At 45.5% G+C, this 866-nt stretch carries 1 tRNA gene and 3 rRNA genes; all 4 read left to right on the top strand.

Going from position 1 to position 866, the window contains the following annotated elements:
* Positions 1 to 110: ribosomal RNA gene (locus EFT72_RS18885) — 16S ribosomal RNA — on the top strand; the annotation flags it as partial.
* 90 nt (positions 111 to 200) lie between these two features.
* Positions 201 to 318, top strand: a 5S ribosomal RNA gene (gene rrf, locus EFT72_RS18880).
* A 9-nt stretch (positions 319 to 327) separates the two neighbouring features.
* Positions 328 to 400 (top strand) — tRNA-Ala (locus EFT72_RS18875).
* A 329-nt stretch (positions 401 to 729) separates the two neighbouring features.
* A 23S ribosomal RNA gene (locus tag EFT72_RS18870) occupies positions 730 to 866 on the top strand; the annotation flags it as partial.

Here is an 866-nt window from a genome sequence, read left to right as displayed (position 1 = left end):
AAGTCAGTGACCCAACCGCAAGGAGGGAGCTGCCGAAGGCGGGACTGATAACTGGGGTGAAGTCGTAACAAGGTAGCCGTATCGGAAGGTGCGGCTGGATCACCTCCTTTCTAAGGAAGAAGAAGTAAGGGTTTTATATACTGTTGAGTCTTAGGTTTTCAATGAATAGAATAAGGAAATACCAGAAAAGACGTAATGTTTCTGGTGCCGATGCGCTTAGGGGACACACCCGTTCCCATCTCGAACACGATGGTTAAGACCTAAGCGGCCGATGGTACTATGCTGGAGACGGCATGGGAGAGCAGGTGGGTGCCAGATTATTTTTTTGGGGGTGTAGCTCAGTTGGGAGAGCACCTGCCTTGCAAGCAGGGGGTCAAGAGTTCGAATCTCTCCATCTCCATTGGTCGAAAGCAATTTAATGAGGACGAGTCGTAAGACGAAGACTGAATTTAATGCGAGACCGTTCACAAGTCTGAACAAACGAAAGTGAGTTTAGTTGCGTGAATATTCATTAGTACGTACCTTGAAAACCACATATTGAAATATATCTAGATAGAGTCTTTGCAAAAAGACAATATCAAGACATCCGAGGTGTTACATCGAAAGATGTAACCAAACAAAACTCGTTAGAGTAGCCGTAACGTACGGTGAAATAACAATCTAAGACCAAAGATACAACGCTATGTATCTTTTGATAAGTAGCCCGCACCCGCAGGCGAACATCTAATTGGTTAAGCTATAAAGAGCACAAGGTGGATGCCTTGGCACTAAGAGCCGATGAAAGACGTGATAAGCTGCGAAAAGCTTCGGGGAGGAGCAAATATCCTTTGATCCGGAGATATCTGAATGGGGAAACCCAGCTGAGT

The sequence above is a fragment of the Clostridium sp. E02 genome (assembly GCF_003833015.1).
Taxonomy (GTDB): Bacteria; Bacillota; Clostridia; order Lachnospirales; family Lachnospiraceae; genus Lacrimispora.
Note: the sequence above shows the minus strand (reverse complement) of the source record. Positions and strands in the feature narration are given on the sequence as shown.